Genomic DNA, 26,885 nt, shown 5'->3' with positions numbered 1-26,885 from the left:
CACCGGACCGGTTCGCCGTCAGCGCCAGCCGAGCTCCGGGGCCACGTGGGTCAGGATGCTCTCCAGCACGTGCGCGTTGTAGTCGACGCCCAGCTGGTTCGGGATGGTCAGCAGCAGGGTGTCCGCGGCCTGGATCGCCTCGTCCTCCTTGAGCTCCCGCACCAGCTCGTCGGGTTCGGCGGCGTACGACCGGCCGAAGATCGCCCGGGTGTTCTCGTCGATCATGCCGACCTGGTCGCGCGAGTTCCGGTCGCGGCCGAAGTACGCCCGGTCCGTGTCGTTGGTCAGCGCGAAGATGCTCCGGCTGACCGACACGCGCGGCTCGCGCTCGTGGCCGGCTTCCTTCCACGCCTCGCGGTAGGCCTCGATCTGCTTGCGCTGCTGGACGTGCAGCGGCTCGCCCGTCTCGTCGTCCTTGAGCGTGGAGCTCTGCAGGTTCATGCCCAGCTTGGCGGCCCAGACGCTCGTCGCGTTCGAACTCGACCCCCACCAGATCCGGTCGCGCAGGCCCTCGGAGTGCGGTTCGAGCCGCAGCAGCCCGGGCGGGTTGGCGAACATCGGCCGCGGGTTCGGCTGCGCGAAGCCCTCGCCGTCGAGCAGCTTGAGGAAGACCTCGGTGTGCTGCCGGGCCATGTCGGCGTCGGTCTCGCCGTCGGCCGGGGCGTACCCGAAGTAGCGCCAGCCCTCGATCACCTGCTCGGGGGATCCCCGGCTGATGCCGAGCTGCAGCCTGCCCCCGGAGATCAGGTCGGCCGCGCCCGCGTCCTCGACCATGTACAGCGGGTTCTCGTAGCGCATGTCGATCACGCCGGTGCCGATCTCGATCTTCGACGTGCGCGCGCCGATCGCCGAAAGCAGCGGGAACGGGCTCGCCGCCTGCCGCGCGAAGTGGTGCACGCGGAAGTACGCGCCGTCGACGCCGAGCTCCTCGGCCGCGACCGCCAGGTCGATCGACTGGTGCAGGAAGTCGGCGGCGGACCGCGTCTCGGAGTGCGGGCTCGGCGACCAGTGGCCGAACGAGAGGAAGCCGATCTTTTTCACCTCCGGTTCAGCGTCCGGCGGCCGCGTTTGATTCCCCGCTGTGAGCGGGCCGACCGCCGCCGCACCCCGAGCGCGGCGGCGGCCGGGGCGCTCAGCCGCAGTGCTCGGCCTTCTCCTGGTCGGTCATCGGCGCGGTGTGCTGCGTGATGTCCCCGGTCGAGCCGGGCACGGGACCGTCCGCGTCGAAGTCCTGGTACCAGATGTAGTGGTCGTAGAACCGGTCCGGGAAATGCATTTCGTAGGTGCCGTGCACCTTCTGCATCTTCGGCGCGCGTTCGACCCAGCCCTTTTCGCCGGGCCGGACGTCGACGTTGGTAGCCTGCCCTTCGGTGTGCGAAGACTCCCACGTGTGCTGGTAGGACGTTTCGATCGACACCTTGAACACTTCCGAGAACCCGTATTCGGCCGAAAGGGAAACGCCGAAGCTGTTCGACTCCCCCGTCGTGTCCGACCAGTTCACCGTGCTGCGCTGCAGATCACCGGTGCAGTTGTAGGCCGCTTCGCCGACCTGGTGGCCGGCCCCGGTGTGCTCTTCCGGCGGACCGGCCGGGTGGAAGACGCACGAGTCGGTGCCGTTGTCGCACTTGTCGAGCAGTTCCCGGGCGGTCGGGCCGCCGTCCGCCGACGCACCGGGCGCCGTCAGCACGAGCCCGGCCGCGGTCAGCAGGCCGAGGCCCGCCGCGGTCCACGCGTTTCGCTTGCTGGTCATGGTCACTCCTTCGCTCAGCTGAACCCGATGGACTGCGTGCGGTCGTTCATGAAGGACCCGACGTTGCCGGTGTTCTCCTTGAACGGGCCGTCCCGGTCGCCGCCGAGGTTCGGCTCCGGGTAGAGCCAGATCCAGCAGTCGCCCCACGGCTGCACGGACGAGATCTTGTTCTTCCAGTCGTCGCCGAGGTCGAACTGCCAGTTGACCCAGCCGTCCTTCTTGCACAGTTCGGGTCCGGTGATGGTCAGCGAGTTCCCGGTGTAGTCGGGGCCGTCGAAGAACGTGCCCTGGACGACCTGGCCGGCTTCCTGCGTCTCCAGCGCCGCGCGTGCGGTGCCGGTGCTGCATTTCTGCACTCCGGTTTCGGAGTTCAGGACGCAGTGCCGCGTCGTCGTCGCGGCCACCGCCGGAACGGCGCCGAGAAGGCTCACGCTCGCCGCCGCGGCCGCCGTCGTGATGGCTGTTCTGGTCCAATTGCGCGCCATTGTTTTCCCCTTTCCAGGGAATCGAAAAGATCTTCCCTCCCGAAAGTACGACGGTCCCGGCGGATATGCGCGCGTGTTGCCCATCGGGGCATCGGGGTCTGCCTCATTCCCTCGCGGGCCCCGGAGCCGCCGTGCGGACCACCCGGGCCCGCGGTACAGTACGCCGTCCCGGTGACAGCAGACGTCGATCTCGTCACCCTCGGTGACACGATCATGAAAATTCCTCCCGTCGTAACTTGACTCATTCCAGAGAAGGCCCCTAGGGTGGCCCTCGTGATGACCGACTTCGAGGCGCAGCTGCGGTCGGTCTCGTTGCGGGTGACGCGGCCGAGGCTGGCCGTGCTCACCGCGTTGCGGGACCACCCGCACGTGGACACCGAGACGGTGATCGAGCTGGTGCGGGCCGAGCACCCGACGGTGTCGCACCAGACGATCTACGACGTCCTGCGGGCGCTCACCGACACCGGCCTGGTGCGGCGCATCCAACCCGCGGGCGCGACCGCCCGGTACGAGTCGCGGATCGGGGACAACCACCACCACGTCGTGTGCCGCACCTGCGGCGCGATCGAGGACGTCGACTGCGCCGTCGGCCACACCCCGTGCCTGACCGCCTCGGACGACCACGGTTTCGTGATCGACCAGGCGGAGGTCGTGTACTGGGGCACCTGCCCCGCGTGCGCGGCCACCCGAGCTTCCCAATGATTGCCAGCTCCGGAAGGAAGTAGATGAGCAACACCCAGGACAACACCCCTTCGAGCGCACAGGGTGTGGACCGGAAGGCGGCGGCCGGCTGCCCGGTCGCGCACGACTCGGTGACCTCGCACGGCAGCGAGAGCGAGAACCCGGCGATCGACTCGCCGCAGCCGAAGACGGGTGGCCGTCCGCGCACCATCAAGGACTGGTGGCCCAACCAGCTCGACCTGACCGTGCTGCACGCGCACTCGTCGAAGAGCAACCCGCTGGGCGAGAACTTCGCCTACGCCAAGGAGTTCGCGAAGCTCGACGTCGAGGCGCTCAAGCGGGACATCACCGAGGTGCTGACCACCTCGCAGGACTGGTGGCCGGCGGACTTCGGCCACTACGGCGGCCTGATGATCCGGATGAGCTGGCACGCGGCGGGCACCTACCGCATCCACGACGGCCGCGGCGGCGCCGGTGACGGCGGGCAGCGCTTCGCGCCGCTGAACAGCTGGCCGGACAACGCCAACCTCGACAAGGCGCGCCGTCTGCTGTGGCCGGTCAAGCAGAAGTACGGCCAGAAGATCTCGTGGGCCGACCTGCTCGTGCTGGCCGGCAACGTGGCCCTGGAGTCGATGGGCTTCAAGACCTTCGGCTTCGGCTTCGGCCGCGTCGACACCTGGGAGCCCGAGGAGATCTTCTGGGGCCCCGAGGACGACTGGCTGGGCGACGAGCGCTACGCGAGCGACACCGAGATGGTGCCCGAGCTCGGCGCGACCGAGATGGGCCTCATCTACGTCAACCCCGAGGGTCCCCGCGGCAGCGCGGACTTCGAGGCGGCGGCCCACTTCATCCGCGAGACCTTCGCCCGGATGGCGATGAACGACGAGGAGACCGTCGCCCTCATCGCCGGTGGTCACACCTTCGGCAAGACCCACGGCGCCGGCGTGGCCGACGACCACGTGGGCCCGGAGCCGGAGGGCGCCCCGCTGGAGGCCCAGGGCCTCGGCTGGCTGAACACGCTCGGCAGCGGCAAGGGCCCGGACCAGATCACCAGTGGCCTCGAGGTGACCTGGACCGACAAGCCGACCGAGTGGAGCAACCGCTTCTTCGAGATCCTCTTCGGCTACGAGTGGGAGCTCACGACGAGCCCCGGTGGCGGCAAGCAATACGTCGCCAAGGACGCGCCGGAGATCATCCCGGACCCGTTCGACCCGAACAAGAAGCACAAGCCGACGATGCTGACGACGGACCTGTCGCTGCGCTTCGACCCGGTGTACGGCCCGATCTCGCGCCGCTTCCTGGAGAACCCGGACGAGTTCGCGCTGGCGTTCGCCAAGGCCTGGTACAAGCTGCTGCACCGCGACATGGGCCCGGTCAGCCGCTTCCTGGGCCCGTGGGTGGCCGAGCCGCAGCTGTGGCAGGACCCGGTGCCGGCCGTCGAGGGCGAGCTCGTCGGGGACGCCGACATCACCGCGCTCAAGGCGAAGGTGCTGGAGTCCGGTCTTTCGGTGTCCCAGCTGGTTTCGACCGCGTGGGCGTCGGCCGCGAGCTTCCGCTCCACCGACAAGCGCGGTGGCGCGAACGGCGCCCGGATCCGCCTGGAGCCGCAGCGCAACTGGGAGGTCAACCAGCCGGAGCAGCTCGCGACGGTGCTGTCGAAGCTGGAAGACATCCAGCGCGAGTTCAACGAGGCGGGCGGGGCGCAGATTTCGCTGGCCGACCTGATCGTGCTGGCGGGCTCGGCGGCGGTCGAGAAGGCGGCGCGCGACGCCGGCGTCGAGACCACGGTGCCGTTCCACCCGGGCCGCACGGACGCCTCGCAGGAGCAGACGGACGTCGACTCGTTCAAGGTGCTCGAGCCACGCGCCGACGGGTTCCGCAACTACCTGCGGGCGGGCGAGAAGCTCCAGCCGGAGACGCTCCTGGTCGACCGCGCGTACATGCTGAACCTGACGGCCCCGGAGATGACGGTGCTGGTGGGCGGCCTGCGCGCACTCGGCGCGAACACGACCCAGCACGGCCTCCTGACGGACCAGCCGGGCGTGCTGACGAACGACTTCTTCGCCAACCTGCTCGCCCCGGGCACGAAGTGGAAGGCGTCGGAGTCCGAGGAGAACGTGTACGAGATCCTCGACGTGACGACGGAGAAGCTCAAGTGGACGGCCACGGCGGTCGACCTGGTCTTCGGCGCCAACTCCCAGCTGCGGGCGTTGGCGGAGGTCTACGCAAGCGACGACGCGCGCGAGAAGTTCGTGTCCGACTTCGTGGCGGCGTGGACGAAGGTCATGGAGCTGGACCGGTTCGACCTGGTCTGATCCTGTTTTGGTGAACGGGCCCGGCCGCTCTGCGGCCGGGCCCGTTCGTTCGTCAGGACCGAACGGTCTGCACTGCGGCGAAACGGTTCTTGACGTTGTCGGTGAGACGCTTCAAGCCGAACAGTTCCAGCACCGCCCGCTGCAGAGCCTCCTCGCCGCTGTTCCCGTCCCGTTCCGCGACGTGGTCGAGCAGGGCCGCCAGCTCGCTCGGGGGAACCTCGTCGAAGGAGCGGGGTCCCAAGAGGCGCAGGCGTACCTCCGGCTGGTCAGGCAGCCGGTAGGTGCGCGGCTTGATCCCTCGCTCATCGAGAGGATTGTCCTCGACCAGCCGGCCCTCACGGACTGCCTGCGCGATCGCCTTGTTCACCTCGCTCGCGACCAGCTTGGTGACCCGAACGGCGCCGGACGCCCGGACGTAGGCGGTCTGCAGCCGACCACCCAGTACCGGCCCCTCCGCCTCAACGATGTGCACGAGGCCCTCCACCAGTTCTCTCCGTGACGCGGAGCCGACCTGGATCACCGTGCCGTCGAAGTGGCCGTAGGCCGCGAGCAGCGAGCCAGCGGGCGCCGAAACCGGCTGCTCGACCGCAGCGGTCGCCGAGTCATCCTCCAATGCAAGAACTTCCGGCGCCGGCGCTCCCGTGGTGGACACCTCGGGTTCCGACGCCACGACCAACGGCTCCGCCGCCGGTGCAGCCACGACCTGCTGGAGAGCGGCGGGCTCGACCGCGTCCGGTTCGGACTCGACCGGTTCCGGCACGACCTCCGGTCGCAGGGTCTGCACGGGCTCGACCACCGGCAGACGTGGCTCGGCGGCCGAGGGGTCATCGGCTTCCGGGGCCCAGCCGGACGGATGGATGTCGAGTTCCTGCAAGGTCTCCCACAACCGGGCCAGTACCGCCGGCCGGTCGGCGTAGAACTCCGACTCGCGGATGCGGAAGAACCGCCAGCCACATCGCTCGAGGTCGCGTTGCCGCGCGAGGTCGCGCTCGTAGGCGTCCGGCCCGTGCCAGGCGTCGCCGTCACATTCGACCGCCAGCCGCGCCTTGCGGCCGACGACCACCAGATCGATCCGGTAGCCCTCGGCCGGGAACTGGGGAACGACGCTGTACCCGCGGTCCATCAGGCGGTTGAACACGCGCTGTTCGAACAACGAATCGAACGGTTCCACCTTCCGGTCTTCGGGTACGGCGGTGTGCCTCGCGTCGTCGACGCCTTCGATGCGCCCGGACCACGCGTAGCAGTAGTCCAGCAATTGGAAGCGCATGTCCTCCGGGTTGCCGAGGTCGGACAGACGCACGGAGTGGAACACCCACATCTGGTCCTTGGCGCGCGAAGCGGCGACGTTGAACCGCTGGACGTACATGTCCTGGGTCAGCGAGCCGATCCGCTTTCCCGACTCCGGCGCCTTCACCATCGACAGGAACATCACGTCGCGCTCCGAGCCCTGGAAGTCCGCCGAGTCGCCGCAGCGCAGCTCGCGTGCCTTCCACTCCTCGGGCGGAATGCGTTCCAGCAGACGTTTCTCGATCCTCTTCGCCTGGGCACGGCCGAGCAGCGACACGACGCCGAAGGTGAGCCCGTCGTACCGGGGATCGGTGACGCACTTTTCGATCTGCTCGACGATGGCGTCCGCTTCCACCGGATTCACCTTGTCGGTCACGCCGCGCTCATAACCGTCTTCGAGGAACACCGCCTTGATCGGCTCCAGGCGGTCAGCCCCGTATTGGCGAACCGGCACCAGCCGGATGCCATCGGGCTCATAGGCGATCCGATTGGAGAAGCCGATGATCTCGGGCACGCAGCGCCGGTGCTCGACCAACGTGGTCATGCCCTCGAAGCGCATCTTCGCCTCGTCGAACAGGCTGCGCTTGGGGTCCTGCCACGACGCGCGGTACGGGTCGTCCCACAAGTACTGCCCGGCGAGATCGCGCAGCTGCTGCTGATCGGTACCCACCGCCGAGGGCGAGACCTGCTTGTCGTCGCCGATCACCACGATCTTGGGTGCCAAGTACTGGAGGAACGTCGCCTCCAGACCCGCTTGCGACGCCTCGTCGACGATCACGACGTCGAACATGTCCGGTTGGACGCGGAACTGTTCGGCAATCCGGTAGACCGGCATGATCCACACGGGCACCGCGGGGCGGCAGCGGTCCATGGCCGCTTTGATGTCGGCCCGGCGCTTGTCCGCGTACATGCCGGTGCCCTTGCCCAGCAGCTTGACCAGCTGGGCGTACTGCAGGAGATCGGCGCGGGCCTTGCCGGACAGCCGCTCAGGTGAAACGGCGTGTCCCCAAGCGCGCTCGGCGGCCAGCCTCTCGACCCGCCCACGCAGCTGTGCCTCGACCTCCAGCACCTCGGCCTGCAGGGCGTTCACGTCTTCGCCACCGCGTCCGAGAACCCAGGCCCGGACCTCGGCCCAGGCCCAGGCCGCGTCCCAATCCGCCAGCCTGTTCACCCACGCGGGGTCGCGGGGATCCGCCGACACGGCCTCGCACACACCGGGCAGCGAGCTCGCCAGGGCCGCCGCGATCTCATCGCGACGGCGCGCCAGCCCGGCGGCTTCGGTCAGCCGAGCCAGTCGGCGGCGAGCGACCGCATACCGCTCGTGGCTTCGCTCTTCCACCGCGGCCACCAGATCCTTGACGCACGGAGCGGCGTCCGCCCACCGCGCCACGTCGCCGACGGTCCGGGCAAGTTCCAGCAACGGCGAGGTAGCGGCTGTCCGGGCGTCGGCCACGGCCGCGGCGTCGACGAGCCGCGCATAGGTCTGGACGGCGTCGAGATCGGTCCAGTTCGGGCGTGGGAGCCCCAGACCCGCCAGGCCGCGCTCCTCGGTCTCGAGGGTCTCACCCAGCGCCAGGACGCGGCGCAACTGCGCCAGTTCGGTCACGTGCCACTGCAGTCGTTCGCTCGGTGTGTCTTCGACGGGGATGTGCACCGAGTCCGGCCACGCCCGGTCCAGCGCGTCGAGTGTCCGAGATGCCTCGGCCCAAGTCAGGAACAGGTCGAGCTGGTCCGCTCCGGTCGGCGGCACACCATTGACCCGCACGGCCTGGAAGAGGGGCTGCGCCTGTTTGACGGCCTTGGCGGCGAATGCTCCTGTCTTGGGTGACCCGTCCGGGTTCGTCTTGAGGGCGTTGCCACCTCCCACGTGCGCGCGCAGCGCTTGGGCCAGGCCGACGAGCGCACCCATGTCCGCAGCGGTGACCCGCACGTCGGTGAGCGGGCCGAGGTGGTTCACCAGAGGGCCCGCGTAGCCGATGAGCTGAGCGATCTGGTCGGCTCGGGAGCGCCAGTGATTGGCTCGACCGGCCAGCACGTCGGCCAGCGAGTCGGCGATCCACGCTTCACGCCGGCGCGACAGTTCTTCAGCCTCGCGGGCGAACCCGTTGAGCCGCTGACGCAGCACGGTCCGCGTCGACGGATCCAGCCGTCGCACGCCGTCGAACGCGGCGTGGTGGATGAGGGCGCGGTGGCCTTCCTCGACGGAGATGGCCTGCCGTTCCGCCGTTACCAACGACGAGAACGCCTCAGGCGTGGGCACGTCGGCCAGGTGAATCAGCCGAAGCCGGGACTCAGGCTCGTCCATCGCCAGCTCGTCGTCGACGATACTTCGGTGCCACTCGACGAGGTGGCCTGCGGGAATCGGGGAAGGACCGACACCACCAGGTGAAACCAGGTCGGCGAGCCAGCCGAACCGGTCCCGCTCCGATTCGACGCGCTGCGCGATGGCAGCGAGCGTGCCGTGGTAGCCGCCGACTTCGAATTCGACGACCTCCTCCCCGCGCGCATCGAGCATGCGCCGGTACAACGCGGCACGTCGCAGGCGGAGTTGTTCGATCGCCATCAGCTGGTCGTCGGCGACCCGGCGAGCGGCCCCCGCGTCGTATTCGCCGGCCACGTGGCTGATCCGCTCCACCGCGACCTTGAGATCCGCCAGGTCGGATCGCGAGGAACCGACGACCGAGACCGCCAGCGGCGCGATCGCTCGGGGCAGCTTCGTCCGCACCTCCTTGAGGGCGCGATCGGTGTGCGCGGTCACCAGCACGCGCTTGCCCTGTGCGAGCAAGTGGGACAGCAAAGCCGCGACCGTGTGGGTCTTGCCTGTTCCCGGTGGGCCTTGGACGAGGGTCTGTGCCTTCACGTCGACTTGCGTGAGAACGCGCAACTGCCGCTCGTTGACCGGCAACGGCAGGAACGGATCCGCATCGACCTCCACCAGCGCTCCCGGCTGGGGTGAACGTTCCGAAGCCGGCCGGTGGTCGGGATCGACGAGCGGGAGCAGGCCGTCTGGAACGATGCCTGACTCATCGAGCTGATCGGCGACCGAGTCGAGGATGTCGACAATCCCCTGCGTCGAACGCCTGCGCAGGATCAACGCAGGAGCGAACGCCGCCACGGCGTGCGTGCCTGGCTTCGGTGGCTCGTCCTCATCGAGGTAAGCGGCGTCGCTGTCGAGGGCGTTCACCAGGCGGCGCAATACACCGCCCACGCCTTCGCGGTCGACGACGGAGGCGTCGAATTCGCGAGCTTCGTTCCTGATCTGGACGACGTGCGGCGGATTGGCCACCCGGCCCGGATCGAGCATCTCCAGCTCGATCGTCAAACCGGCCGCGACCTCCGTCTGGTGGACGGTCAACCGTCCGGTCCCGTCGTCGAAGTGAATCGTGGCGGGCACCGTGACCAGGTGCCGCCGCACGACGTAGTCACCGGGCGGCGCCCACGACAAGCAGCCCACTCCGACGACCAGTTCGAGTTCTTCGGCGTGCCCGGTCGCGGTGACGTACGCGGAGAACAGGTCGTTGTAGACGTTTCGCGCCGGCCGGTCGGTGCGCTCACGTTCGGCCCAGACGGACCAGGCAGCTTCCCACTCGGCATGGGCGTCACAGATTCCCGGCGCGTCCTCGAGGGCGGTCCGGTGCTCTCCGTCGGTCAATGATTCACGCAGTGTCGGCGGGGCGACCGGGTCGTCCCATTCACCGTCCAGCCAAGGCTCCAAGTGCGCGTCGGGTTCCGGAGGCTCGTGGTGCGCGACCCGTTCGATCCTCAGCAGAGCGGTGGAGTCGTCTCCGTCGGCGGAAAGGATGGCGGGATGCTCGGGCAAGCGCCCGAACCACAGCACGGACTCGTAGCTGTCGATGGTGCGAGGCGGGTTGGACTTGAGCTGCTGGCTCCGCGCGAGGAACCGGAACAACCGCACCGCTCGATCGACCGCAGCACTTCGCTGTGCTGCAGCAGCGCCCTCGTTCGCCACTGCCGTCCCCCCATTTCTTCACCGCCGAACAGACCATCGTGCTCATCGTTTCGGACGCGTCGGGCGATACGGCCGACATCACACCGTTACGAAATGCGCTCCGACACCACCCGAACGTGAGCGACCGGAAAGCGTGGTTCAAACCGTCGTGATAGGCCGTCCGGTTGAGATAGCACCTCAGCGGTTGTCCAAGTGGGTCATGCTGGGATATCCCCTTAACTCCGGAGGGCGAGGGAGGGGCGGGGTGACGTCGTGGAACGGCTCTGACTACCCGAGCTCCCTGGGGTTCCTCATCGACTGCCTGGAGCAGATCCCGTCCCTGCGCGACCCCGGTAGCCGGCGCCTCTGCCTGGAGCTGCTGGCCGACCACCTCGGCATGCCGCTGGTCGTCGAGGACCTGCCGACGACGCGGGCCAGCCTGATCGGCATCGTGCAGGCCTGCCGGCGGCAGCACCCGCGGGCGCTCGCCGCCTTCGTCGACGCCGTCGAACAGATGGAGCCCGGGTCGATTCCCGTGCAGCGGGCCCGGTCCGCCGTCGAGGACATGGCCGCGCTCGACCTCGTCACCGAATACGACCGCCAGGAACTGCTGAACCTGCTGGGCGAAAACCCGAGCAGCCGGCTGGCCGAGCTCGTGCGGGCGGCGGCCGGGCCCGCGGCCGAGCTGACCTCGGCCGACCACCGGCCGGCGGACGCGCTCGCCACGCTGGAACGGATGAACGCGCAGCCCGACGGGGTTCCGCCCCTGCTGCTGTTCGTCGAATACCTGGCGGCCGCCGCCGACGACGAGCGCGCCGAAGGGTTGCGCGGCTGGAACGACCGCCAGGCCGCTCGCCTGGGGGTGACCGAGCAGATCAACGCCGTCCGCCTGGCGCGGGCCACCGAGCCCGCCACTCCCGCGGAAGTCGTCGCCTACCTCGTCGTCCGCATCGAGCCGGACCTGCTCGACACCGGGCTGTACGTCGTCGTGCACTGGCGGCACAACGACCCGACCGGGTGGCGGCCGCGGCGGAGCGAGCCGTTCACCGGCGATCTCGACGCCGTCCGCGCGCACGTGGCCGCGCTGGTCGCCGAGGCCGAAACCGGCTGGGCGCAGAACGCCACGGCGATCCGGATCGAGTTCCTGCTCCCCTATTCACTGCTGAACCTGCCCGTCGACCAGTGGGACCTCGAGGCGGGCAGCTCGCTGCCGCGCCCGCTCGGCCTGCACTACCAAGTGGTCGTGCGCAGCCTCGACCGCGCACGGTCGCCGCGCTGGCACCGGGAATGGCGACGGCGCTGGGACCTGCTCAAGAAGGTGCCCGCCGGGCTGACCACACCGGAAGAGCACTGGCTCTGGAGCGACGGCTCGAAACGGCGGCACCTGACCGCGCTCGACGCGAAACTCGCCGCGCAGAAGAAGGTCCTGTCGCTGGTCCTGCGTTCGGTGCCGGACAGCACGGACCCCGGCGAGGTGCTCGTCGGGGTCCGGACCGGCATCCCGGTGATGATCTGGCACCGCACCGAGGCCGCCCGCTCGGCGTTCGAAGCCGAGATCAAGTCCCTGCGCGACTTCCTGCCCGAGCTCGTCGAGCACCTACGCCTCCTGCGCAGCCGGGCCCGCCAGGCCGCCCGGCCCGACTCCCACGTCGGGAGCCGGGTTTCGCTGCTGTGGGACGACCCGGACAGGCCCGTCGAGCCGCAGGATCCCCCCGCGGCCCCGATCGAGGAGGTGCCCGCGCGATGAGCGGTGCCGAGATCCCGCCCTGGTGCGTCTACCGCGGTCACGGGCTGCCGCCGCCCGCCGGCGAGGACGCCCCCGAACTGCCGGCGCCGCCCAGCTGGCGCGCGTTCGACGGCGGCCCGGCGCTGCAGGTCCCGATCGCGTCCGACGCCGAGTTCGTCCGCCGGCTCGGCGTGCCGGCCGTGGCCTCCGCGCGGGACGCGACGCTCGAAGAGGTGCTGACCGTGAACGCGGCGCTGTACCTGCGGCGGCCGCTGCTGATCACCGGCAACCCCGGCACCGGGAAGTCCAGCCTGGCCTACAAGATCGCGCGCGAACTCGGTCTGGGCCCGGTGCTGCGCTGGCCGATCAGCAGCCGCACGATCTCCCGCGACGGGATGTACACCTACGACGCCATCGGCCGGGTCCAGGCCGCCGCGACCGAGGAGGGCGCCGACATCGGCGGGTTCGTCCGCCTCGGCCCGCTCGGCACCGCACTGCTGCCCTACGACCGGCCGCGGGTGCTCCTGATCGACGAGCTGGACAAGTCGGACATCGACCTGCCCAACGACCTGCTGGCGGTGTTCGAGGACGGCGACTTCGAGATCCAGCCGCTGGCCCGGATCGCCGCCACCCGGCCCGAGGTCACCGTCTTCACGCACGACCGCGGCGGCCGGGCGGTCGTGCGCGACGGACACGTGCGGTGCCGCGCGTTCCCCATCGTCGTGGTGACGAGCAACGGCGAACGGGATTTCCCGCCCGCGTTCCTGCGCCGCTGCCTGCGGCTCGACATGCCGCAGCCCGGCTTCGAACAGCTCGTGAGCATGGTCGCGGCGCACTTCCGCGACGTGCCGCCCCGCAGCGACGACCTGATCCACGAATTCCTCGCCAACAGCGGGCAGGAAGGCGGTCTCGCCAACGACCAGCTCCTCAACGCCCTGCACCTGACAACCTCGGGCGCCCACCAGCACGACGCGAACTGGGAGGTGCTGCGCGGCACTTTGTGGCGGCGGCTCAACGTCCTGGGAACGGACTGAGCCGATGGCCGACCCGGTCGACCGCCTCGCCACCGAGGCGCTCAACGCGGACGAGATCGCCGACGCGGTCTGGCTCGCCGCCCGCATCGCGGCGAGCGAATCGCCGCGCGCGGCTCCGCGTCCCGAACCCCCGCCGCCACCACCCCCGCCCCCGCCCCCGCCGGAGCCCGAACCGGCGTCGCCGGCGGAACCCCGCGTCGACCACCTGCCGCCGGGACGGCCGGACCCGGGCCGCCCGGGCGATCACCCGGAACCGGCGCCCGTTCCCCTCGAACCGGTCCCGATCCGGCCGCGAACGCGCCGGCCCGCGGCCGCCCGGCCGGCCCGCACGGTGCCCCCGAGCCTGCCCCAAGGCCTGGCGAAGGCGCTGCGGCCGCTGAACCGCCTCGTCCGGCTGAAGCACAAGAGCGAACTCGACGAGGAAGAAACGGCGGTCGCCGCGGCGGAGACCAAGGTGTGGCTGCCGGTGCACCGGGCCTCGCGAGGACATCCGTTCGAGGTCGTGCTGGTCGTCGACCGCGGTTCTTCGATGGTGTTCTGGGAACGCACTTCCCGCGCTTTCCGCGCCCTGTTGGAAAGGCAGGGCGCGTTTTCCGACGTCAAGACGGTTTCGGTGGACACCGACGAACCGGTCGTCCGATTCGTGGAAACCGCACCGGGCACCGGTTGCGAACCGGCGCAGCTGGCCGACCCGACGGGCCGGCGCGTCATCGTCGTGCTCAGCGACGGCGTCGGCCCCGCGTGGCGCAGCGGGTCGATGTTCGGGCTCCTCTCGTTGTGGGCCAAGACTTGTCAGGTCAGCCTGTTCCACCTCCTGCCCGCCGAACGCTGGAGCTGGACCGGCATCCGCGTGGTGTCCCGGACGTTGCGGGGTGTCCGCCCCGGCACCGCCAACCCGATCCCGGTGCTGGAACTGGAACCCCGGCACGTGCACCGCTGGGCCGAACTGATCTCCGGTACTCCCGCCGTGCGGCTCCCGGTACTGGTCCCCCCTGCGGACGAAGATCTCGCGGACGACGTGGGACAGACCGGAGAACCACCGTCGCCCACGGAAAGACTCGACCAGTTCCTCGCCACCGGCACCTCGCCCGCCATCCGGCTGGCCGGGCTGCTCGCGGCGGCACCGCTCACCCTGCGCGTGATGCAGGCGGTGCACGGCACCCTGATGCCGCAGGCACGGCCCGCGCACCTGGCCGAAATCCAGCTGGGCCGATTGCTGCACCGCGTACCGGCGGACGCGGAAAGCCCGGTCGAGTACGATTTCGCGCCGGGACTGCGCCGTCGGTTGCTGGCCCTTGTTTCGCGCGCGGACACCGCTCGAGTCCAGCGGGTGGTCCAGGACGTCCTGGGTCCTCAGGAGCCCGCGGTCGCGAATCTGCGCAATGCCCTGGCGGCTCCCGATGACGCCACTCTACCGGTGGTTACGTCACGCTCTGAACCGTTGTTGACTGTCCAACGTGACGTTCTAAGAGCACTGTCGGGGCCTTACACACGCCGAGCTAACCGATTGGGTGATGCCTTGGAACGGTTCAGGGGGTCCCGTAACGATGGCGGCGCACGCGCGACTAGGACGTCGGAAGGCCTAGGGGTACCTCCAGGCCAACATCCGGTAGGGTCCGACCCGCAAGCTGAACCGATCAACCACCCTCGAGGGATCTCAGTGACTACCACGAGATCGGAGCCGGGCACCGAGGTCCGCCACTCCGGCCAGCAGCCCGCCGTCTGGGGCGGCGTTCCGCTGCGCAATGTCAACTTCATCGGGCGCGGGGACATCCTGCGGGCATTGCACGGTGAACTTTCCAAATCGACCCGTACAGCCGTACTGCCCGGCGCGCTGCACGGGATGGGCGGCATCGGCAAATCGCAGATCGCGGTCGAGTACGTCTACCGCCACGCCGAAGAATACGATCTGATCTGGTGGATCCCCTCGGAGAACCAGTCGGAAATCCAGGCGTCGCTGGTGAAACTGGCGAAGCGCCTCGATCTTCCGGTCGAGCAGTCCGTCGACACCGCGGTGCCCGCCGTGCTCGAGGCACTGGGCAGCGGCGAACCGTACCGCCGCTGGCTGCTGGTGTTCGACAACGCCGACCGGCCCGAGGACGTCCGCAAGTTCTGGCCGCGGCGCGGTGAGGGCCACATCCTGGTGACGTCCCGGAACCCGCAGTGGTCCGAGGTTTCCCAAGCGGTCGAGGTCGACGTCTTCCGGCGGTCGGAAAGCCGCGAACTGCTCCAGCGCCGCAACCACGACCTCGCCGACGAGGACGCCGACCGGCTGGCCACCGTGCTGGGCGACCTGCCGCTGGCGGTCGAGCAGGCCGCCGCGTGGCGCGCCGAAACCGGCATGGCGACCGACGAGTACCTGGAACTGTTCGAGAACAAGCGAACAGAACTCCTCCAGTCGCGCCCGCCCGCGGACTACGACGTCGCGGTCGAAGCGGCGTGGAACGTTTCGCTGGACCGGCTGCGCGACGAAAACCCGGGGGCGCTGGAACTGCTCGAAGTGTGCGCGTTCTTCTCCCCCGAGCCGATTCCCCGGGCGATGTTCAGCGGTGTCCGCAACGTCCCGACCTCGGAAGCGCTCGAGCAGACTCTCGGCGACCCCATCCAGCTGAGCCGCGCGATCCGCGAGATCAACCGCTACAGCCTCGCCAAGATCGACCACCGCAGCGACACGCTCCAGCTGCACCGGCTCGTGCAGCTGGTGCTACGCAACAAACTCGGGCCGGAGGACCAGGAGCGCGTGCGGCACACCGCGCACCTGCTGCTCGCCAACCGCGACCCCAAGCAACCCGACTCGGTCGACTACTGGTCGCGCTACGCGGAAATGCTGCCGCACATCCGCGCGGTCGACGCCCGAAACTGCACCGACCGCTGGGTACGCCGGATGGCGATCAACGCGGTCAACTACCTCTTCGCCTTCGGCGACCCCGCCGGTGCGCTCGAAATGGCCGAGGACTACGCGAAGTTCTGGAACGAGAAGCTCGGCGAAAAGCACGCCGACACCCTCGTCGTCTCCCGCTGGTGGGGCCGTATGCTCCGAGCCCTCGGCCGGTTCGAGGAAGGCCGGTCCGTCGCGGAGCGGACGCTCGCGCTGATGCAGGAAACGCTGGGCGAAACGCACGAAGAAACGCTGCTCACGATGCACGGCGTCGCGTCCGACCTGCGCGCGAAGGGCGACTTCGAGCGGGCTCGCCAGATGAACGAGTTCGCCTATCTGAGCGCGCTGGACCGATTCGGCGACGAAGACCCGGACACCCTCGCCGCGGCCAACAACTACGCGCTCAGCCTGCGCCTGGTCGGCGATTTCGCCGGGGCGCGCGACCTGGACGAGCGGACGGCGCAGCGCAAGCAGACCGTTCTGGGCGCGGACCACCGGCACACGCTGCTGACGCTGGACAACTGGTCGGTCGACCTCCGTGAAACGGGTGACTACCTGCAGGCGCGGACCGAGCAGGAAGACACCGTCCGCCGCATGCGGGCGCAGCTCGGCGGCCGGCACCCGATGACGCTGGCGGCCATCAAGAACCTCGCGATCGCGTACCGCAAAGCGGGTCTGCACCGCGACAAGAAGGCGCTCACGCTGGCCATGGAGGCCACCGACGGCCTGGTCACCAAGTACGGGGAATCCCACCCCGACGCGATGTCCGCGACCATGGACCTGTCGATCGAACACCGCCAGGACGGCAACCTCGCCGAAGCCCGGCGGCTCGGCGAGCACGTCAAGAGCCTCTACGAAGCGAGCTGGGGCGAGAAGCACCCGTTCAGCGTGGCCGCCGCGACCAACCTCGCGGTCACGCTGCGCCTCCTCGGTTCGGTCGAGCAGGCTCGGGAGCTGGGCGAACGCGCCTTGGCCGATATGACCGAGGCGCTGGGCGACGACCACCCGTTCACGCTGGTCTGCGCGACGAACCACGCGAGTGACCTGGCCGAATCGGGTGATTACGAAGCCGCGTACGCGCTCGATGTGGCGACGCTCGAACGCTCTCAGCGCGTGCTGGGCGCCGATCACCCGTCGACGCTGGCACTCCTGGTGAACCAAGCGCTCGACTTGCGAGGGCTCGGCCGTGGTGAGGAAGCGGACATCCTCCAGCTGAACGCCGTCCAGCGGCTGCGCCAGGTCCTCGGTTCGGAGCACCCGGCGACCGCGGACGCCCAGTTCAACCACCGCGCCAACTGCGACATCGACCCGATGCAGATCTGATCTCCCGGGTCACCGCACGAAGCCTCCGACCGGGAAACCGTCGGAGGCTTCGTGCGTTCGTCGTCAGCCGAGCCAGCGCGCCAGCCGATCCGGGTTCGGCGCCACCCCACGCTGCCGCCGGACTTCGCGGTGCACCGCCGACACCAGTTCCGGACGGCTCAGCAGCACCGGATGCCGGGTGGCCAGCGCGAGCCCGGCCCACGCGGCCGGCGAATCGGGCGTGATCGTGAGCTGACGCCGGTAGCGCTCGGCCGCGGTCGTCGTGTCACCGTCGACGAGCGCCAAGTCCGCGGCGGACATGCCGGCGATCTCGGCCATCGCCAGTTCCGGCTCGGCGCGGTAGACGTCGTACAGGTCCGGGTCGGTCAGCCACGTGCGGGTGAGGGTGAGCCGCGCGTGCCCGGCGGAACCCGTCGCCGGCACCAGGTTCGGTGGCGCGGCCGGCACGAACGGGCAGGGCCGGTTCCGCAGCCAGGCTCCGGCCAGCTCCGCCACGACCCCGTCCGCGACCCGCAGGTGCCGCAACCGCCAGGACAGGCGGTGGTCGAGGTTCGCCCGTCCGGCTGCCTGCGTGATGTCGGCCGGCAGTGGCTCGGTCCCCCATTCGCGCAGCCGGTCCTGTGCCGTGGCGAGGAACCGGCGCCCCAGCGCCGACGGCACCGCTTCGGTGAGCAGCGTGCTGACCGCGTGAGCCGTCTGCTCGCGCCGATAAGCGAACTCGAACTGCGCGGCCCGGGCCGCCAGTCCCGCCGCCACCGGGTAGTGCCCGCGGTAGAACGCCGTCACGCCGAGGAACGAATAGGCGCCGTGCAGGAGCCCGACGGGCGGGCGGGGATCGTCGCGCCACGGGGCGTACAGCCGGGCGGATTCGTTGTCCCCGGCGGGATCGAGCAGATCGACCAGCACCAGCAGTACCCCGAGCTTGCTGTGCTGGAATTCGTGCACGAGGGTGGCGGCGAACGTCGTCGCGTCCGGCGGCCGGGACAGCACCAGGGAGCCGAAGACGTCGTTGTGCGACGCGCTGTAGGGGGTGAAACGGTCGATCGCCGCCCTGGGCACCAGCGTGGTGAGCCCTGCAGCGAGCTCGGCCGCGATCGCGGGGTGGTGCTCGGTCAGCAGCCGCCAGGTGGCGTCCAGGATTTCCGCCCACTGCGCCACTTCGCCGGCCTCGAGCCGTTGCGGCGGCAGAGGTCCGTCGAACTCGCGGTACGGATCGATGTCGTCGAGGAAGAGCTCACCGTCGCCGATGGGCAGTGAGCGCAGGGGAAGCCAGCCCGGGCCGTCGGCCGCGCTGTCGTCGGGCAGCTGCACGCTGCCGGACGGACCCCGCACGAGGACGTGCCCGCGTTCGGCGTGCACCTGGGCGAAATCCCAGTCCCGGCGGCTGCGGACGTCCGCGAGGCCAAGCGTCGGCAGCATCAGCCGGCCGCGCCACACCGGGACCCGCGACCGGAAGTCGTGCCCGGCGCGGATCGCCGCGGCGGTGGCCAGCCGGTGGAGGCCGCCGAGATCGGCCCACAACGGCGGATCGCCGGATTCGCCCTTCGCCAGCCGCTGCAGGACATTTGCCGCCCACAGGCCCGTGTGCGGGTGCGCGAGCACCCGGTCGGTCGCGGCCGGATCGCGTTGCTGTGCCTCGATCAGCAACGTCCACGCCTCGTCGAGCGGCGGCAACGGGGACATCGAAGGGTTGAGTTCGGCGGCCGCGTCGAGAACCGCCCGCAGCAACGTCAACCGCCGGCTGCGGTCGGCCTGCCCGAGCTGCGCCACGACGGCCGCGTCACTCCGGCCCGCGGCCATCGCGTCGAGGTTGGTCAGTGACACCCGGTGGGTGTCCAGCATCGGGTCGTGAGTTCCCTAACCCCGGCTCAACGCGCGTCCGGCGCCTGGTTTTGGAGAACGCCGGTGCGGCTGCACTCGGCGCGCCCGGCGACCAGCCGGAGCGAGTGGCGGAGCGCCGGGTCGTCGCTCAGCCGCAAATCGGCCAAGGAAACGGTGGACAGATCGACCATCCTGGTGGTCACTTCGCCCCGCGCCTGTCCCATGTCAGGTCCTCCCTCACGACGAGCCCCGCGATCAGGGGGAGTAATCATCATGCAACAACAAAACGGTTTTGTGACCGTCCGCTTGGCGGATCAATCCCGCCGGTCCGGATACTGTGCGTTTCCGGAAGGCGGCCGGTTCCGCTTGTCCGTCAGCTTCAAGCGGGACTGCGGTGCGCTCAGCGGCGGGCGATGATTCCCACTGCCACCGCGAAAACCGCCAGCACCGCCGCCAACCCGCCCAACCCGAGACCGAGCGAACCCGCCGCCGCCAAAGCTCCGGTGAACAGCGGGCCTCCCGCGTCGCCCAGTTCGCGGCCCACCTCGGCCGCTCCCATCGTCTGGCCCAGTCTCTCCTTCGGCGTTGCCGCCGCCAGGTGGGCGAATGCGATCGGCGTTGCCAAGCCCGTTCCGGCGCCGATCGCCGCCGCCGCCGGCAGCAAGCCGGCGATTCCCGGTAGCACCGCTGCCGCCGTCAAGCCCGCCGCTGCCGCCGCGAGTCCCGCCGCCATGCCCGTTGCGTCGCCGATGCGGCCCGCGTCGTGGGCTCGGCCCGCCCACGGCTGGACCAGCGCTCCCGTCGCCGCCAGCAGGGACACCACCGCTCCCGTCACCAACGCTCCCAGGCCCGCGCCGGCCACCGGCAGGAAGCCCACGCCGACCGCCACCGCCGCCGTGGCCGCCGCCAGGGTTGCCGTCGGGCGCAGGAAACCGCGGCCGGTCAGGCGACGCACCAGGTCCAAGACCGTCTGACGCGCGCGCGGCAACGGTGACACCACCGGGACCGCGATCGCCGCCCAGCCGGCGACCGCCAGTGCCAGCCCGCCGAGCGTCGCGAACAACAGCGCGTAGCCCCCGACAGTGATCAAGACGCCACCCAGGACCGGGCCGAGCGTGTAGCCCAGGCCCTTCCACGCGCCATAGCCGCCGAACGCTCGGCCGTGGCCCGTTTCCGGGGTCAACCGGGCCACCAGCGCGCCCGCCGCCGGGGAGAACGCGGCCGCCGCGGCGCCCTGGCCGAACCGCGCCGAACCGACCAGCGCGGGGTCGCCCGCCACCACGAACGCCGCCGACGCGACGGCGAACGCCAGCAAGCCGCCCAGCAGCACCGGACGCGGCCCGACGCGGTCGGCCAGTGCGCCGAACACCGGCTTCAGCACGACCTCGGCGCCGTCGTACACCGCCAGCAGCAGCCCCAACGTCAGCAGCGACGCGTGTTCGGCCTCGGCGTAACCACCGAGCCCGGCGGCGATGCTGTGCGCACCGAACGCCGTGACGAATCCCGCCGCGTACACGGGGGCCAGCTGCCTGGTCATCCGGCGTCACATCTGGTGCAGGGCACGGAAAACCCGGTCCGTGTACTCGGCCAGCCGGCCGGCGCAGTGCGCCAGCCGCTCGTCCGCATCGGCCGCGGCCGGGGCGCCGAAGACGTCGCGGGCCTTGATGTCGCGGTGCCATCGCCGCAGGCGCTCCAGGCTCTGCTCCTCCTCTTCGAGTTCGGCCATCGTGAACTTGCCGACGCGGATCTCCTTGTCGATCTCGGCGTCGAACTTGCCGCAGTCGGCCAGGAACTCCGCCCACTCTTCGGCGCGCTCGGCCGTGAACAACGCTTCCAGCCGGGCTCCGTCCGGCTCCGCCCGCCCGGTGGCGTCCAGCACCAGCACCTCGCCGTCACCGCGCCCGGCCAGCTCGATCACGCGCGCGACGCCGTCGGCGAACACCGGCGCGTCCGGCACGGCCCAGACGCCCTGCCCCAGTGACAGCGCTCCGGCCCGCCGCAGCTCGCGCCACACGGCGACGCGGTGGCGGCTCGGCTCGGCGGGGACCCGCACCACGAGCACCGACCAGCGAGTCTTCGTCACGCCGAGAAATGTAGCACGTGTTACTTCGGCCGCAGTGCGTCGACGATGAGGTCCAGCAGCCGGCCGATCCGCTCCGCGTCCTGGTCGGCCGACGTCGACAAGAACACGCCGAGCAGCATCAGCGTGACGTCTTCGGCGTCGGTGTCGGCGCGGAACACCCCGTCCCGCGCCCCCGCGGCCAGGATCGCGCCGATCGCGCCGGTGATTCGCCGCCGCGTCACCGGGGTCGTGATGCGGCCCGATGCCAGGCTCGCGCGCAGGACGTCGCCCATCCCGCGCTTGGTCTCGATGAACGCCGCGTAGCGGTCCATCCACGCGCGCAGTGCGGGTTCGGGCGGCAGCTCCGCGAGCAACGCCGGGGCGCTCGCGGTGACGTCGTCGAGCTCGGCCGCGTAGACGGCTTCGACGAGCGCCTCGCGGGTCGGGAAGTGGCGGTAGAGCGTGCCGATCCCGACGCCGGCCTCGCGGGCGATCGCTTCCAGCGCGACGGTCCCGTCGGCGGCGGCGAACGCCGCCCGCGCGACCGAGACGAGCTTTTCCCGGTTGCGGCGCGCGTCGGAGCGCACCGGGCGGTCAGGTTCCGGCGAAGGCAAAGCGGAGGCACCTCCGGTTGTGCTACGGTCGGCTTAGCGGAGGTTCCTCCGCTTCACCATCATCGCACGAGGACGGGACCACGCATGCCCTTCACGAAAAGTGCCCAGCTCGCCGGCCGCGCCGTCGCCCGCGTCGGCTACGGGGCGATGCAGCTCGAGCGCCTCCACGCCGACCGCGCCCAGGCCGTCGCACTCCTGCGCCGCGCGTTCGACCTGGGCGTCGACCACGTCGACACCGCCCAGTTCTACGGCAACGGCTTCGTCAACGACGTCATCCGCGAGGCCGTCCGGCCCGGCGACGACGTCGTGGTCGTCAGCAAGGTCGGCGCCGACCCCGACCCCGGCGCTCCGATCCCGCTGCGCCTCGCGCAACGCCCCGAGGAGCTGCGCGCGAGCGTCGAGGACAACCTCCGCGCGCTCGGGCTCGACCGCATCCCGCTGGTGAACCTGCGCCGCGCCGACCGGCGGCCGGGCGTGCTCGCCGAGGGCGACCAGGTGGTCGACCTCGACGACCAGCTCGCCGTCATGACCGCTCTGCGCGACGAAGGCAAGATCGGCGCGATCGGGCTCAGCAGCGTCACCCTCGACACCCTGCGCCGGGCGCTCCCGGCCGGCATCGCGTGCGTCCAGAACGCGTACAGCCTGGTCGGCCGCGACGACGAGGACATGGTCGAGCTCTGCGTCGCCGAAGACATCGCGTGGGTGCCGTTCTTCCCGCTCGGCGGCGCCTTCCCCGGCCTGCCGAAGGTGACCGACGAGCCGGCGGTCCAGGCGGCCGCGCGCGAGCTCGGCCGCACGCCGGCGCAGATCGGCCTCGCCTGGCTGCTGCACCACGCGCCGAACGTCCACCTCATCCCCGGCACCGCGAGCGCGGATCACCTGGAGGCCAACATCGCGGCCGGCGACATCGAGCTGGACGCGGACACCCTGGCTGCCTTGGACGCCGTCCCGACGCGCTCACTGGACGCCTCGCTCGGCTGAGCCCGTCACCGCCAGGGCAGGACGGCTCCGTCGCGGACCAGCTCGCCGTACTGCGCCGGGTCGACCGGCCGGAACACGAGCTCCAGCAACGCATCCGCGGCTTCGGCGGGACTCGGGGCGGTGCTGACGTCCCACCACAGCGCGGACGTCGGCGTGTTCATCATCCCGGGGCAGACGGCGGCGAGCAGGATCCCCCGCGCCAGGTCGTCGTCGCGGCGCTGGGCGGCGAGCGTCCGCACGGCCGCGACCTGGCCGATCTTGGACGGGACGTTGACGAAGCCCGGCCAGTCGCCCGCGCGGGCGCTGCCGTCCTCGACGGCGTCCCGCCAGGCGGTCACCTGCTTGTCCACCTCGTCCAAAGAGGACAGACCGTCGAACCGGTCGTGCAGGGCGGGCGCCAGGTGCCGCAGCGTGCCGAACGAGCTGGCGACGACCAGGAACCTGCCGCCGTCCCGCAGCAGCGGCGCGAAAGCGCGGAGCAGGCGGTTGGTGCCGAAGTTGTTGACCTCGGCGTAGTCGCGGACGATCGCGCGCGGGTCGTCGTCGGGGCCGACGCGCATGACGGCGTTCCCGATGACGACGTCGATGCCGCCGTGGCGCTCGGCCAGCTTCGCGGCGAGCCGACCGGCCGCCGTGGGCTCGGCGACGTCGAGCACTTCGCCGCGGACCTCGGCACCACCGGCGGGCACGGCTTCGACGGCTTGGGCGACGCGGCCGGCGTCGCGACCGGTCAGGTAGACGGTGTCCTCAGTGGACAGCCGCTGGGCGAGTCCTTCGGCCAGGGCGAGGCCGAGGCCCTGGGTGGCGCCGGTGACGAGGGCGACTTTCGGGGTCATGCGATTCCTTTGGCGAGCAGGGTTTCCGAGAGGGTCCAGAGGCGGTCGGCGCCTTCGGGGTCGAGGGCGTAGCGGGCCACGCCCTCCAGCCGCGGTGCTTCGCCGCGGCGGTCGATGGTCATGGTTTCGTTGCAGTTCACGAAGTATCGGCCGCCGATTCCGCCGAGCAGCGGCGACGTCGCGAGCAGGACCGACGTCGCCGCGCCCTGCTCGGGGGTCTTGATCAGCTCGGGCGGGACCTGGCCGCTGCCGCGGCCGCCGGTGTGGCGCTGCAGGTTCGTGTGGATCGCGCCGGGCATCAACGCGTTCGCGGTGATGCCGTCGCCGGCCCAGCGGCGCGTCGCCTCGACGGCGAAGAGCACATTGGCGGTCTTCGACTGGCCGTACGCGAGCCACGGGTCGTACGGCCGGAAGGCGAAGTCGACATCGTCGAAGACCACCGGGGACAGCTGGTGGCCACTGGAGCTGACCACGACGATCCGGGCGGCGCCGCCGGCCGCCAGCGCGGCGTGCAACCCGGTGGCGAGGGCGAAGTGCCCGAGGTGGTTGGTGGCGAACTGCAGTTCGCGGCCCTGCGGCGTGTGCTGCTCGGGCGTGGCCATGACACCGGCGTTGGCGACCAGGATGTGCAGCGGGCCGGCCCAGGCCGCGACGAACGCGTCGATCGAGGCGGGATCGGTCAGGTCCAGCGGCGCGACGCGCACCGCGCCGGCGATGTCCCGGGCCACGCGTTCGCCCGCGGCGACGTCGCGGACGGCCAGCGTGACCTCGGCGCCGGTGGCGGCCAGGGCGCGCGCGGTCTCGGCGCCGAGGCCGGAGGACGCGCCGGTCACCACGGCCCGGCGGCCGGACAGGTCGATACCCGCGGCTACCTCGGCCGCGGTGCTGCTGAATCCGAAGGGGGTGTGGATCAAGTTCATGACTCCAAGCTAGGACGGCCGGGTCCATGCGGAAAGCGAAAGAACCGCAGACCTGGTATGCGTAGATGTCATGGCCTTTTCCGACGCGTCCCTGACCGCCCTGCGCGTCTTCCGCGAGGTGGCCGAGCGGGGCACGCTCACCGCCGCGGCCGCCGCGCTCGGCTACACCCAGTCGGCGGTCTCGCGGCAGATCGCGTCGCTGGAACGCGCCGCGGGGACGCCGTTGCTGGAGCGGCGCCACGACGGCGTGCGGCTCACCTCGGCCGGGCAGATCGTCGTGCGCCGCGCCGCCGGGGTGATCGACGCGCTCGACGCCACCGCGCGCGAGCTGGCCGGGCTGCCCGGCGAGCAGGGCACGGTCCGGCTGGGCTGGTTCCCGACCGCCGGCGCCGACCTGCTCCCCCGCGCGCTGGCGGCGTTGCGGCGGACGCACCCGGCCATCACCGTGCTCAGCCGGGAGGGTGGGACGCCGGCGTTGGTCCGCGCCCTGCGGGCCGGCACGCTCGACCTCGCGCTGGTCGCGTCGGCGCCGCCGTTCCGCCCGCCGGACACCGAGACGCCGGCGCTGGCCGTGCGGGTGCTCACCGAGCGCAGCCTGCGCGTGGCCGTGCCCGCGTCCCACCCGCTGGCGCGTCGCGACTACATCGACGTCACCGACCTGCGGGGGCAGCGCTGGGTCGCCGGTTCGGGCGACGACCGCGTGCTGGGCGTGTGGCCGGGCCTGGACGAACGGCCCGAGATCGCCCACACGGCCCGCGACTGGCTGGCGAAGCTGCGGCTCGTCGCGGCCGGCTGCGGGATCACGACCATGCCCGGCTCGCTCGACGCCGTGGTGCCACCGGAGGTGCGCGTGCTGCCGGTGCGCGGTGGGCCCGGGGAGCGGCGCCGCATCCTGCTCGCGCACCTGCCGCGGCCGCTGTCCGACGCGGCGGGCTGCGTGGCTGCGGCCCTGCGCGACGCCGCCGTCAGCGGGTGAGGGCCGCCCAAGCCGCCGAGCTGAGGGCCGAGGCCGCCTGAAACCGCCCCGCTACGGCAGCCCCACCACGACCTTCGGCGTCAACCGCCCCTTCTCCGGGTCCCGCGTCACCTCCCCCGCCGCGATCGCGGAACCCAGCGCCCCGATCGCGTCCTCCGGGCGGTAGATCGTCTCCAGCAGCGTGAACCGCTGCAGCTCCGCCACCGGGCACCTCCCCCGCCGCGCCAGTTCCGCCGACAACGCCCGGCGCAACGGCAGCAGCTGCGGCGTCAGCGAGATGTCGACCAGCGTGCGCTCCGGGTCGTGCGGGTCGCGGTAGCGGATGCCCGCGAACTCGTCCACCGCCCACAGCTCGCTCTTGAACGTCGCGAGGTGCTTCTCGTCCGGTGTGAGGAACACCAGCAGCCGCGCTTCGCCGTCCTCGGCCACCAGCTCCACCGCGCACCCCTGCGAAACGCGATCGTCCCCCGCCGGCGCCGTGACCACCACCTCGCGCCCCTTGCCGCGGGCCATCGGGGCGACCAGCGGCCACGCGCCGGGACCGTCCAAATGGGTCAGCACCGGCCCGCTCAGCGCCAGCTCCGCGACATCGGCGACCACCCGCACCGAAAGCCCGTCCGGTGCCCCGACCGGCGCGGAAGAACCGACGACCACCAGCTCCAGGTGGTGCCCGTCCAGCCGGTCGGCGAACTCGCCGAACACCCGGAGCGCGTCGGCCGCGAAGCCGCCGCACTCGACGTACGTACCGCCGCGCTGGGACCGCAGTGCCTTCGCCGTCCACGCGTCGAGGTACCGCACCAGCACGTCCCGCTCCACCGCGGCATGCCCGGCCACGCTTCCGGTTGTACCTCAGCGAACCGCTCGGCACCAGGGTCGCTACCCGATGGGTTCAGCCCTCCGGGTAGAACAGGAACAACGTGCAGCCGGTGGTGCTCGCGGGAACGTGCCACGAGCCGGCCGGTGCGTGCAGGAAGGTGCCCGCCGGGTAGTCGCGCGCGCCGTCGTTGAACGTTCCCTCGGCGACGAACACCTCCTCCGGCCCGGGTTCGTGGACGTCCCGGCGCGGCCACGACGTGCCGGCGTCCATTTCGAGGACGCCCGCGTGCGCGCCGCCCGGTCCGGTCCACAGTGGACGGAAGCGGATGCCGGGGAACAGCTCGCGGACGGGTGCTTCCCGGACGGTGGCGGAGGTGTAGCCCGGCTGGTCGAGGATCTCGGGGTGCATGACCGTCACGATGCCGCCGCCG

Annotated in this window: 20 protein-coding genes; 7 read left to right on the top strand and 13 right to left on the bottom strand. The window is 71.0% G+C overall.

Annotated elements, in window-relative coordinates; all coding sequences use genetic code 11:
- Window positions 1-18: 18 nt before the first annotated feature.
- The 3 genes from ACERZO_RS20060 to ACERZO_RS20050 all read right to left on the bottom strand — a co-directional run bounded on the left by ACERZO_RS20060 (window position 19) and on the right by ACERZO_RS20050 (window position 2,235).
- Window positions 19-1,041, bottom strand: coding sequence for an LLM class flavin-dependent oxidoreductase (locus tag ACERZO_RS20060; RefSeq protein WP_372666222.1), 1,023 nt, complete (start codon window positions 1,039-1,041; stop codon window positions 19-21).
- Window positions 1,042-1,132: 91 nt separating this feature from the next.
- Complete coding sequence (locus tag ACERZO_RS20055; RefSeq protein ID WP_372666221.1) at window positions 1,133-1,750, bottom strand: hypothetical protein; 618 nt, start codon at window positions 1,748-1,750, stop codon at window positions 1,133-1,135.
- A gap of 14 nt (window positions 1,751-1,764) precedes the next feature.
- Window positions 1,765-2,235: a hypothetical protein gene (locus ACERZO_RS20050; protein ID WP_372666220.1), complete on the bottom strand. Its 471-nt coding sequence runs from the start codon at window positions 2,233-2,235 to the stop codon at window positions 1,765-1,767.
- 276 nt (window positions 2,236-2,511) lie between these two features.
- On the opposite strand from ACERZO_RS20050, the gene ACERZO_RS20045 reads away from it, so the two are divergent.
- Entirely contained in the window at window positions 2,512-2,937 is a 426-nt protein-coding gene (locus ACERZO_RS20045) for a Fur family transcriptional regulator (protein WP_372666219.1), read from the top strand.
- 23 nt (window positions 2,938-2,960) lie between these two features.
- Window positions 2,961-5,231, top strand: coding sequence for a catalase/peroxidase HPI (gene katG / locus ACERZO_RS20040; protein ID WP_372666218.1), 2,271 nt, complete (start codon window positions 2,961-2,963; stop codon window positions 5,229-5,231).
- Between the two features lie 52 nt (window positions 5,232-5,283).
- Here katG and ACERZO_RS20035 read toward each other — a convergent pair whose 3' ends face one another.
- Window positions 5,284-10,488, bottom strand: coding sequence for an AAA domain-containing protein (locus ACERZO_RS20035; RefSeq protein WP_372666217.1), 5,205 nt, complete (start codon window positions 10,486-10,488; stop codon window positions 5,284-5,286).
- A gap of 244 nt (window positions 10,489-10,732) precedes the next feature.
- Here ACERZO_RS20035 and ACERZO_RS20030 point away from each other — a divergent pair, with 244 nt between their 5' ends.
- The 3 genes from ACERZO_RS20030 to fxsT are packed head-to-tail and all read left to right on the top strand — an operon-like array spanning window position 10,733 to window position 17,428.
- Entirely contained in the window at window positions 10,733-12,214 is a 1,482-nt protein-coding gene (locus tag ACERZO_RS20030; RefSeq protein WP_372666216.1) for a VMAP-C domain-containing protein, read from the top strand.
- The gene (locus ACERZO_RS20025) at window positions 12,211-13,227 is read left to right on the top strand and encodes a MoxR family ATPase (protein ID WP_372666215.1); all 1,017 of its coding nucleotides are present in this window, start codon (window positions 12,211-12,213) and stop codon (window positions 13,225-13,227) included. The genes ACERZO_RS20030 and ACERZO_RS20025 overlap by 4 nt, the downstream gene beginning before the upstream one ends.
- 4 nt (window positions 13,228-13,231) lie before the next feature.
- Complete coding sequence (gene fxsT / locus ACERZO_RS20020; RefSeq protein WP_372666214.1) at window positions 13,232-17,428, top strand: FxSxx-COOH system tetratricopeptide repeat protein; 4,197 nt, start codon at window positions 13,232-13,234, stop codon at window positions 17,426-17,428.
- A gap of 63 nt (window positions 17,429-17,491) precedes the next feature.
- On the opposite strand, the gene ACERZO_RS20015 is transcribed toward fxsT, so the two are convergent.
- The 5 genes from ACERZO_RS20015 to ACERZO_RS19995 all read right to left on the bottom strand — a co-directional run bounded on the left by ACERZO_RS20015 (window position 17,492) and on the right by ACERZO_RS19995 (window position 21,925).
- Window positions 17,492-19,270, bottom strand: a complete 1,779-nt coding sequence (locus ACERZO_RS20015; RefSeq protein WP_372666213.1) for an HEXXH motif domain-containing protein — start codon at window positions 19,268-19,270, stop codon at window positions 17,492-17,494.
- A gap of 26 nt (window positions 19,271-19,296) precedes the next feature.
- A complete protein-coding gene (locus ACERZO_RS20010; protein ID WP_372666212.1) occupies window positions 19,297-19,473 on the bottom strand; it encodes a hypothetical protein in 177 nt (58 codons plus the stop codon).
- A gap of 176 nt (window positions 19,474-19,649) precedes the next feature.
- Window positions 19,650-20,786, bottom strand: a complete 1,137-nt coding sequence (locus tag ACERZO_RS20005; protein ID WP_372666211.1) for an MFS transporter — start codon at window positions 20,784-20,786, stop codon at window positions 19,650-19,652.
- A 6-nt stretch (window positions 20,787-20,792) separates the two neighbouring features.
- Window positions 20,793-21,332, bottom strand: a complete 540-nt coding sequence (locus tag ACERZO_RS20000; protein ID WP_372666210.1) for a Chromate resistance protein ChrB — start codon at window positions 21,330-21,332, stop codon at window positions 20,793-20,795.
- A gap of 20 nt (window positions 21,333-21,352) precedes the next feature.
- Entirely contained in the window at window positions 21,353-21,925 is a 573-nt protein-coding gene (locus tag ACERZO_RS19995) for a TetR/AcrR family transcriptional regulator (RefSeq protein WP_372666209.1), read from the bottom strand.
- An 84-nt stretch (window positions 21,926-22,009) separates the two neighbouring features.
- Here ACERZO_RS19995 and ACERZO_RS19990 point away from each other — a divergent pair, with 84 nt between their 5' ends.
- Window positions 22,010-22,906: an aldo/keto reductase gene (locus tag ACERZO_RS19990; RefSeq protein ID WP_372666208.1), complete on the top strand. Its 897-nt coding sequence runs from the start codon at window positions 22,010-22,012 to the stop codon at window positions 22,904-22,906.
- A 5-nt stretch (window positions 22,907-22,911) separates the two neighbouring features.
- On the opposite strand, the gene ACERZO_RS19985 is transcribed toward ACERZO_RS19990, so the two are convergent.
- Window positions 22,912-23,742 carry an SDR family NAD(P)-dependent oxidoreductase gene (locus ACERZO_RS19985; protein WP_372666207.1) on the bottom strand — a complete coding sequence of 277 codons (831 nt, stop codon included), beginning with the start codon at window positions 23,740-23,742 and terminating at the stop codon, window positions 22,912-22,914.
- On the bottom strand, window positions 23,739-24,662 hold the full coding sequence (locus ACERZO_RS19980) for an SDR family NAD(P)-dependent oxidoreductase (RefSeq protein WP_372666206.1): 924 nt from the start codon (window positions 24,660-24,662) through the stop codon (window positions 23,739-23,741). The genes ACERZO_RS19985 and ACERZO_RS19980 overlap by 4 nt, the downstream gene beginning before the upstream one ends.
- A 70-nt stretch (window positions 24,663-24,732) precedes the next feature.
- On the opposite strand from ACERZO_RS19980, the gene ACERZO_RS19975 reads away from it, so the two are divergent.
- Window positions 24,733-25,638: a LysR family transcriptional regulator gene (locus ACERZO_RS19975; protein WP_372666205.1), complete on the top strand. Its 906-nt coding sequence runs from the start codon at window positions 24,733-24,735 to the stop codon at window positions 25,636-25,638.
- A gap of 51 nt (window positions 25,639-25,689) precedes the next feature.
- Here the strand turns inward: ACERZO_RS19975 and ACERZO_RS19970 are convergent, their stop codons facing one another.
- Entirely contained in the window at window positions 25,690-26,472 is a 783-nt protein-coding gene (locus ACERZO_RS19970; RefSeq protein WP_372666204.1) for a hypothetical protein, read from the bottom strand.
- Between the two features lie 55 nt (window positions 26,473-26,527).
- Window positions 26,528-26,863, bottom strand: a complete 336-nt coding sequence (locus ACERZO_RS19965) for a cupin domain-containing protein (protein ID WP_372666203.1) — start codon at window positions 26,861-26,863, stop codon at window positions 26,528-26,530.
- Between the last annotated feature and the right edge of the window lie 22 nt (window positions 26,864-26,885).

Origin of the sequence: Amycolatopsis kentuckyensis (genome assembly GCF_041679295.1) — a bacterium.
Lineage (GTDB): Bacteria > Actinomycetota > Actinomycetes > Mycobacteriales > Pseudonocardiaceae > Amycolatopsis > Amycolatopsis kentuckyensis_A.
Note: the sequence above shows the minus strand (reverse complement) of the source record. Positions and strands in the feature narration are given on the sequence as shown.

What these genes read in the sequence shown, in the direction of transcription:
- ACERZO_RS20055 (WP_372666221.1), bottom strand. Translation starts at nt 1,750, where the DNA reads ATGACCAGCAAGCGAAACGCGTGGACCGCGGCGGGCCTCGGCCTGCTG.
- ACERZO_RS20050 (WP_372666220.1), bottom strand. Translation starts at nt 2,235, where the DNA reads ATGGCGCGCAATTGGACCAGAACAGCCATCACGACGGCGGCCGCGGCG.
- ACERZO_RS20045 (WP_372666219.1), top strand. Translation starts at nt 2,512, where the DNA reads ATGACCGACTTCGAGGCGCAGCTGCGGTCGGTCTCGTTGCGGGTGACG.
- katG (WP_372666218.1), top strand. Translation starts at nt 2,961, where the DNA reads ATGAGCAACACCCAGGACAACACCCCTTCGAGCGCACAGGGTGTGGAC.
- ACERZO_RS20025 (WP_372666215.1), top strand. Translation starts at nt 12,211, where the DNA reads ATGAGCGGTGCCGAGATCCCGCCCTGGTGCGTCTACCGCGGTCACGGG.
- fxsT (WP_372666214.1), top strand. Translation starts at nt 13,232, where the DNA reads ATGGCCGACCCGGTCGACCGCCTCGCCACCGAGGCGCTCAACGCGGAC.
- ACERZO_RS20015 (WP_372666213.1), bottom strand. Translation starts at nt 19,270, where the DNA reads ATGCTGGACACCCACCGGGTGTCACTGACCAACCTCGACGCGATGGCC.
- ACERZO_RS20010 (WP_372666212.1), bottom strand. Translation starts at nt 19,473, where the DNA reads ATGGGACAGGCGCGGGGCGAAGTGACCACCAGGATGGTCGATCTGTCC.
- ACERZO_RS20005 (WP_372666211.1), bottom strand. Translation starts at nt 20,786, where the DNA reads ATGACCAGGCAGCTGGCCCCCGTGTACGCGGCGGGATTCGTCACGGCG.
- ACERZO_RS19990 (WP_372666208.1), top strand. Translation starts at nt 22,010, where the DNA reads ATGCCCTTCACGAAAAGTGCCCAGCTCGCCGGCCGCGCCGTCGCCCGC.
- ACERZO_RS19985 (WP_372666207.1), bottom strand. Translation starts at nt 23,742, where the DNA reads ATGACCCCGAAAGTCGCCCTCGTCACCGGCGCCACCCAGGGCCTCGGC.
- ACERZO_RS19980 (WP_372666206.1), bottom strand. Translation starts at nt 24,662, where the DNA reads ATGAACTTGATCCACACCCCCTTCGGATTCAGCAGCACCGCGGCCGAG.
- ACERZO_RS19975 (WP_372666205.1), top strand. Translation starts at nt 24,733, where the DNA reads ATGGCCTTTTCCGACGCGTCCCTGACCGCCCTGCGCGTCTTCCGCGAG.
- ACERZO_RS19965 (WP_372666203.1), bottom strand. Translation starts at nt 26,863, where the DNA reads ATGCACCCCGAGATCCTCGACCAGCCGGGCTACACCTCCGCCACCGTC.